A 7,505-nucleotide genomic window follows, 5' to 3' on the forward strand; every position below is an offset into this window, starting at 1 on the left:
TCAATCGGGCATACCGCTCGTCAATGTCCCAGAACCCGGCTTGTCCCCGCATCCGCTACCTCCGCGCAAATCACCGCGACAGTGAATCAAAATCCGGTGCCGAAGGCGAGGTTTTTAGAGACCTCCACCTGCCATTCGTCATCCTCGGGCTTGACCCGAGGATCCATGCCTGAACGGCGGCGGCGGCCATCGGCATTCCCATAAAGCCACCCGCCCCCGTGGACGGAAAACGCCCCCCGTTCCGGCCAAGCTCTTGTCCCGACACGCCTTTCCAATTTTCCGCGCGGAGATTTATCCCCACCCGCCCGGCCTGCCTTATCATGCTCCCCATCGCTCTTGCGGGAACCGGATCTAGACCGGGGATCAGGGAGGGCGGCGGCAGCCTCCCCCTCCGGGTCGGTACCGGAGGCATGTGAGGGCCTGCAGCAGGCCGGAGTCCTGTGTCCTGAGCTTGTCGAAGGACGCAGGGCGCGGAGAAGCCGCGGGAGGTTCGGTCCAGGCGTCTCAGTGACGAGACTGGGCGCCCCAAAGGGCAATGGGAACCTTCCTTGACCGGTCACCGCAGGACAGCGGCCGGCGGGGTGCGTTGATCGCGCCACACAAACTACACAGAGAGGCACGGACAACGCGCCCCGCTTCCCAACCTTGTCGAAGGGATCAATGGCCAGACGCGAAAGCGGGCGTGGCGGCGATGACGCTTGGCCGCCCTTTCCGTCACCCCGGCCGGCCGGCGGGAGAGCCGGGCCTATTGAGAGGCGCGGCCGGGCGGCACGGAAGGTGCCGTCGCTACCGAAGATCGATCAGAGGAGGACCAGCCATGCTTTTCCGATTGTCAGCCAATGGGTCGCCGATAGGCTGCGGCTTGCGGGAGCACGTGAATGGACGTGCCGCAACCCCTCCGGCGGTGGAGCGAAAGTGAAGAACCCCTCAATACCCCGCCGCCCGGTCCACCACATTCGTCAGCTTCTCGCTCCGCTCGAAGGCGTCCATCTGCGCCAGCATCGGCCGGGCCAGGTGGGCGGGGTCGGAGGTGGCGGCCGCGTGCGGGGTCACGAACACCCGGTCATGGGTCCACAGCGGGCTTTCGGGCGCCAGCGGTTCGGCCTCGAACACGTCGAGGCTCGCCTCCTTCAACTTGCCCTCGCCCAGCGCCCGCAGGATATCGGCCTCCCGCTGCAGCTTGCCGCGCCCGGCATTGATCAGGCACGGCCCGCCCAGCGGCCCGTCCTGCCGCAGCCGCGAGATCAGGCTGAAATCGACAATGCCGGTCGTCACTGGGGTCAGCGGCAGGAGAACGACCAATATGTCGGTGGCGTTCAGGAAAGGCGTCAGCCCGCCCTCGCCGTGAAAGGTGCTCACCCCCTTCATGGCGTGCTCGGTGCGGCTCCAGCCATTCACCTTGAAGCCCAGCGCCAGCAGCGCCTTGGCCGCCGCGCGGCCCAACTGGCCGAAGCCCATGATGCCCACATTCACCGCGTCGGCCGGCGGCTGCGGGCGCTCGTGCCACACCTTGGTCCCCTGCTGGCGGCGGTAGAGCATGCCCTGCCGCTGATGGTCGAGCACGCGCCAGGTCACATATTCGCACATATACTGGGAGAGGTTGTCGGCCACCACCCGCACGACCGGCACGTCCGGCACCTGGTTGTCGGCGAAGATGTGGTCGACGCCCGCGCCGATGGAAAAGATCGCCTTCAGGTTGGGCAGTTGGGCAAGGATGCCCGGCCGCTGCTTCCAGACCACCGCGTAGTCGATGGAGGGATCCTTTGCTCCGTCCGGCTCCAGCACCACCTCGCGCTCCTTCGACAGAAGCTCGTACCAGCGCTGCGGGTTGAACCCGGTCACGGACAGAAGAATGCGGCCCTTGCCGGCTTTGTTCATGGCTCTTTCCTTCCTCGCTGCGCGCGCCGAGACCGGCAGTGCTGCCTTTATCGCTATTACGCCGCCGCCTTGGCTTCAAGGTCCGGCGGCAACCGGCCGATTGAGCCAGGGCCCGCCTTGCGCTACAGCTTCGCCGTTTCAAGGGAGGCGCGCATGCGGCTGACGACGATCGGCTTCGACGCGGACGACACGCTCTGGCAGAACGAGCAGTTCTACCGGATGACCGAGCAGCGCTTTGCCGCGCTGCTCGCCGGCCACGCCGATCCGGAAAACCTCTCCGCCCGGTTGCTCGAGGCCGAAAAGCGCAATCTCAAGCTCTACGGCTTCGGCATAAAGGGCTTCATCCTGTCGATGATCGAAACCGCGCTGGAGGTCACCGAGGGCAGGGTGCCGGCCAAGACCATCGCCGATATCATGGAGGCGGGCCGCGAAATGCTGGTCCACCCCATCGAGACGCTGCCCCATGTCAGCGACACGCTGGAGCGGCTGGCCGCCGACTATCGGCTGGTGCTGATCACCAAGGGCGACCTGTTCGACCAGGAAAGGAAGCTCGCCCAGTCCGGCCTCGGCGATCATTTCGACGGCGTCGAGATCGTCAGCGACAAGAATCCCGAAACCTACCGCACCATATTCGCCCGCCACGGCGATGGCCCAGAGCGCGCCATGATGGTCGGCAATTCGCTCAAGTCCGATGTGCTGCCGGCGCTCGACGCCGGAAGCTGGGGCGTCTTCGTGCCGCACGAACTGACCTGGGCGGTCGAGCACGCCGAAAGGCCCGGCGGCGCGGCGCGCTTCCACGAGATCGGCCATCTGGGCCACCTGCCGCCGCTGGTCGAGCGCATCGCGCGGGATTGAGCTGGTTGCTGCGGCTCTGTCCGCTGCTACCTGCGCTTGCTGGAGGCGGTCGCTGATTTGCCTATAGTGCCTTTTGTAGTCTGGCTGGATGGGGGCTGACCGGAGCTACGAGGAGAGGCGGCACTGGGAATGGTCGGCAGAAAGTGCGGTTATATGGCTGCCGTCGCGACGGCATGCCTGGCGGTTGCCGGCTGCGGCGGCGGCTCCGACGACACAAGCTCTGCCCAACCGCCCTTATCTGGTCCACCGCCCTCCTCAGCCTATCCGACATTCAACACGGCCGCCGCTTCCGCCTATGCCAATACCGCCGAATTCCAGGCGGTCGACCCTTCGCCGGCGGCGGAAAGCTGGCTGCGTTCCAGCCTCGGCGTGCCCCCCTTGTGCAGCGGCGTCGCCAACGCCAACTGCACGAGCGCGCACAACTACCTGCTGCAGAACATCCACATCGCCCACACCGCCACGCTTCCCAATGGCGACAAGGTACGGGGCAAGGGCCAGCTGATCGCCGTCGTCGACGACGGCTTCCTCCTCACGCATCAGGAACTGGCCGGCAAGTCCATCGAGACCTATCCCGGCACCGCCATGGGCGTCGACGATCACGGCACCGCCGTCGCCGCCATAGCCGCCGGTCTGGCAAACGGCACGGGCATGATGGGCGTGGCGCCCGAGGCCGACCTTCATTTGTCCTCGTGGGAAGACCACAGCGGGCCCGGCCAGAACGTATTGACCTTCCTCGCCGCCACCACGGACGACGCCCGCCTTTCCGGCGCGGTGGCGCAGAATAATTCATGGGGGTGGGATACAGAGAAGGCTGCCTCCCAGGAACGTGCCGACTATTCCGGCTCGAACTCGGCCCAGTACGCCCAGCACATCGCGGGCCGGCTGGGCGGAGCGGCGGCCGAGTGGCAGAACCTCTTTGCCGCCTATGACCGTTTCCAGCAGTCCGGTGTGATCGTCTTCGCCAACTCCAACGATCGGAGCCTGGGCGATTCCTCCGCTTGGGCCTCCCTGCCGCTTTTCGTGCCGGAACTTCGCGAAGCGTGGATCGCCGTCAGCAACGCGCTTTTCGCGGTCGATTCCAGTACGGGCGACATCCTGAAAGCCGATCTTCTCTCCGCCCCATGCGGCTCGGCAGCCGCGTTCTGCCTCACCGCCGACGGCTCCGTCTATGCACCCACCAGTGGCAGCAACACCGCCTATTCCGTGGGAACGGGCACGTCTTTCGCCGCACCTCAGATTTCAGGCGATGTCGCGCTTCTGGCACAGGCCTTTCCCAACCTGTCGCCGGCCGAAATCACCGCGCGATTGCTGGTGACCGCACGCAACGACTGGGCCGGTTTCCAGAGCACCAAGGCCGGCACATCGACATTCGCGCCCGGCGTCACCCACGATTATTCCAGCAATTTCGGCCACGGCGTACCCGACATGAAAGCCGCGCTCTCGCCGGTTGGCGGGCTTTCCATCGCCAGCGGCGGCAATCTCGCGACCGCCACCATGAGCCCGCTCAACGGCGGCATCGCGACATCGGGCCCGATGATCGGCAATGCCGTGGCCCGGGCGCTGGGCGACCGCGAGATCATGGTTATCGACAGGCTGGGCACGGACTTCTATGTGCCCGCCACCACCTTGACCACGGATGCGCCCGGCTTCGCCGTTACCGACCCCCGGCATCTGGCCCGCAATGTCGACCAGGTCGCGGCCAGTTTCGCCTTCGCGGAAATGGAAGCGCCGGCTCTTTCGATCCTGCACGATGCCGCCGTGCCGAAGCTTTTTTTCTCCCAATCCCTGTCAAATCTGGACGGAAACACCGCCTTTTCACAGATTTTTCCGCTGGGACAGCACGATTTTCTCCAGTTTTCAGGCAGTTTTGGCCAGTCTGAGACCGGTTCCGACGCCGGTTTCTCCGTCGCGCGCCTTACCCGCCACCGGGGTTTTGCGACCGAACTGTCCTTCGCATTCGGCCACAGCACGAGCAATTTCTTCGGATGGGACGCGCCCGGCCCGTTCCTGTCGGGCGATGCCTCCAGCAATTTCTCAAGCGGCCTTTCGGTCAGCCTTCCGGTGGATGGTCTGTGGACGCTTTCGGCCTATGCGGAGCTTGGTTCTGCCTTCGTCAACGACGATGCTGCGATGCTGGTCGATTACGGCTCGTTCGCCTATGCGGCCGGCGGCGTGACTGCCCGGCGGCGCAGCCTGTTCACGGCGCGCGACACGATCGATTTCTACGCGGGCATGCGCCCCAAGGCGATTGCCGGAAAGGCGGATTTGCAGGTGCCGGTCGGCCGGGGCACCGACGGCAGCCTCCACTACGAGAATGTCGCCGTCGACCTGGCCGATGCAGACGTTCCGCTCCGGCTGGGCTTCGTCTATCGCAATATGACCGAGCAGGATTTCGAGCTGCTGCTCGGCTTCAACACCGACTTCACCGCCACCAACGAGGTCGAGCCCGTGTTCTCGCTGTCGGCGGGATTGCGCAAGCAGTTTTGAGATTGCTTTCCGGGAGTTGCTCTACGCCTTGGTTATTGCGCAAAACATGCCTATCTGGCAGGCATGCGCAAAATGAGTGAGCAATCATGACCGAAGTCACCCGCCAGGCCGTTCTCGACAAGCTGTCCACGATCAAGGGCCCGGACCTCGAAGGCGACATCGTATCGCGCGGGCTCGTGTCGGAGATCTTCATCGCCGACGGCAAAGTGTTTTTCTCCATCACCGTGCCAGCCAACCGGGCGCGGGAACTGGAACCGATGCGGCAGGCCGCGGAAAAGGCGGTCAAATCCATCCCCGGTGTCAGCGGCGCCATGGTCGCGCTGACGGCGGAAAAGCAGGGTGGGGGCATGGGTTCGTCCGAAACGTCCAGGCCCGCGCCGCGCGCAGAGCCGCCGCCGCCGCGGCTCCAGCCCCAACCGCAGCCGGCGGGCAAGACAGGCGTGCCCGGCGTGGAGGCCATTATCGCCGTGGCTAGCGGCAAGGGCGGCGTCGGCAAGTCGACTACCGCTGTCAATCTCGCGCTTGGCCTTGCCGCACTTGGCAAGAAGGTCGGCATTCTCGACGCCGACATCTATGGCCCGTCGATGCCCCGCCTGCTCGGCTTGAAGGGCAAGCCGGAAATGGTGGACGGCAAGACGCTGAAGCCGATGGATGCGTTCGGCGTCAAGGTCATGTCCATCGGCTTCCTGGTCGAAGAGGAAACGCCTATGATCTGGCGCGGCCCGATGGTCATGTCGGCCTTGCGCCAGATGCTGCGCGACGTAGCCTGGGGCGAACTCGATATCCTCGTCGTCGACATGCCGCCGGGCACCGGCGACGCCCAGCTTACCATGGCCCAGCAGGTGCCGCTCGCCGGCGCGGTCATCGTGTCGACGCCGCAGGACCTGGCGCTGATCGACGCGCGCAAGGGCTTGAACATGTTCCGGCGGGTCGACGTGCCGCTGCTCGGCATCGTCGAGAACATGAGCTACTTCCTCGCCCCCGACACCGGCAAGCGTTACGACATATTCGGACACGGCGGCGCGCGGACCGAGGCCGGGCGCCTTGGCGTGCCTTTCCTCGGCGAAGTGCCGCTGACGATGGATGTGCGCGAAACCTCCGATGCAGGCACGCCGGTCGTGGTGTCCAATCCCGATGGGCCGCAGGCGAAGGTCTATCGCGCGATTGCCGAAAAGGTAGCGGCGCGGCTCGAGGAGGAGGGCGCGAGCGCATCCACTCCGGCGATCGTTTTCGAATGAGCCTGGATAAAGCGTTACATTGAATTGAGCTTCGATCTCGTTCATGTAACGTTTTGATCGGCACGGGAGGATCACATGGCCAGCGCGGTGGAAAAATCAGTTTTGGTGGAGCGGCGCGGCAATGTCGCGATCATCACGCTCAACCGGCCCGACAAGCTCAATTCCTTCAACGAGGCGCAACATGCCGCACTGCGCGCCGCACTTGACCGGTGCGCAGATGACGAGGCCTGCCGCGCCATTATTTTGACCGGTGCCGGGCGTGGCTTTTGCGCGGGGCAGGACCTGTCCGACCGCGATCCGGCCATGCTGGGCGAAGCGCCCGACCTCGGCCGCACGCTGGAGACCTTCTACAACCCGCTCGTCCGCCAGCTGCGGGCCCTGCCCAAGCCGGTTGTCTGCGCCGTCAACGGCGTTGCTGCCGGGGCCGGCGCCAACATCGCGCTTGCTTGCGACATCGTGCTTGCCGCCAGGTCGGCAAAATTCATCCAGACATTCTCGAAGATCGGTCTCGTGCCAGATTCCGGCGGCACATGGTTCCTCACCCGCCACCTCGGCGAGGCCCGCGCCAAGGCGCTGGCGCTGACCGGGGATGCGCTTTCCGCGGAGACGGCTGCCGAATGGGGGCTGATCTGGCGGGCGGTGGATGATGCAATGCTGACGGAGGAGGCTCTGGCCATGGCCGGACGGCTGGCCGAAGGCCCGACCCATGCCTACGGCCTCATCAAGCAGGCTGCTCAGGCAGCGTCAGGCAACACGCTGGATGCCCAACTCGACCTTGAGCGCGATCTGCAGCGCGAGGCTGGCCGCTCCGACGATTATCGCGAGGGCGTCAGCGCATTTCTGGAAAAGCGGCCTCCCAAGTTTACGGGCTTCAAGAAGCGTTAGACCTGCCAGCAGCATTCCAGCAACTTAATTTAGCCTAGTCTTACTGTGTCATAAAACTGTTTTGGCAGCATGGACATCGTGGCAGCCGCCGCGCCAAGGCGTGGGCGAGCCTAATCCTGATGGTGGCGATGGAGTTGGTGACGTGGCGTTCGGGACGCAGCG

5 protein-coding genes are annotated in these 7,505 nt (G+C 65.1%); 4 read left to right on the forward strand and 1 reads right to left on the reverse strand.

Annotation, left to right across the window (positions count from 1 at the left end; all coding sequences use genetic code 11):
• Positions 1 to 927: 927 nt before the first annotated feature.
• Entirely contained in the window at positions 928 to 1,878 is a 951-nt protein-coding gene (locus tag N1058_RS23900; protein WP_265520087.1) for a 2-hydroxyacid dehydrogenase, read from the reverse strand.
• A gap of 153 nt (positions 1,879 to 2,031) precedes the next feature.
• Here N1058_RS23900 and N1058_RS23905 point away from each other — a divergent pair, with 153 nt between their 5' ends.
• The 4 genes from N1058_RS23905 to paaG all read left to right on the forward strand — a co-directional run bounded on the left by N1058_RS23905 (position 2,032) and on the right by paaG (position 7,343).
• A complete protein-coding gene (locus N1058_RS23905; protein WP_265520088.1) occupies positions 2,032 to 2,733 on the forward strand; it encodes an HAD family hydrolase in 702 nt (233 codons plus the stop codon).
• A gap of 153 nt (positions 2,734 to 2,886) precedes the next feature.
• Positions 2,887 to 5,220 (forward strand): S8 family peptidase, encoded by a 2,334-nt coding sequence (locus N1058_RS23910; protein ID WP_265520089.1) that lies wholly within the window; start codon positions 2,887 to 2,889, stop codon positions 5,218 to 5,220.
• 86 nt (positions 5,221 to 5,306) lie between these two features.
• Positions 5,307 to 6,458, forward strand: a complete 1,152-nt coding sequence (locus N1058_RS23915; protein WP_265520090.1) for an Mrp/NBP35 family ATP-binding protein — start codon at positions 5,307 to 5,309, stop codon at positions 6,456 to 6,458.
• A 75-nt stretch (positions 6,459 to 6,533) separates the two neighbouring features.
• Positions 6,534 to 7,343 (forward strand): 2-(1,2-epoxy-1,2-dihydrophenyl)acetyl-CoA isomerase PaaG, encoded by an 810-nt coding sequence (gene paaG, locus N1058_RS23920; RefSeq protein WP_265520091.1) that lies wholly within the window; start codon positions 6,534 to 6,536, stop codon positions 7,341 to 7,343.
• Positions 7,344 to 7,505 lie beyond the last annotated feature (162 nt).

The sequence above is a fragment of the Nitratireductor luteus genome (assembly GCF_026162365.1).
Taxonomy (GTDB): domain Bacteria; phylum Pseudomonadota; class Alphaproteobacteria; order Rhizobiales; family Rhizobiaceae; genus Chelativorans; species Chelativorans luteus.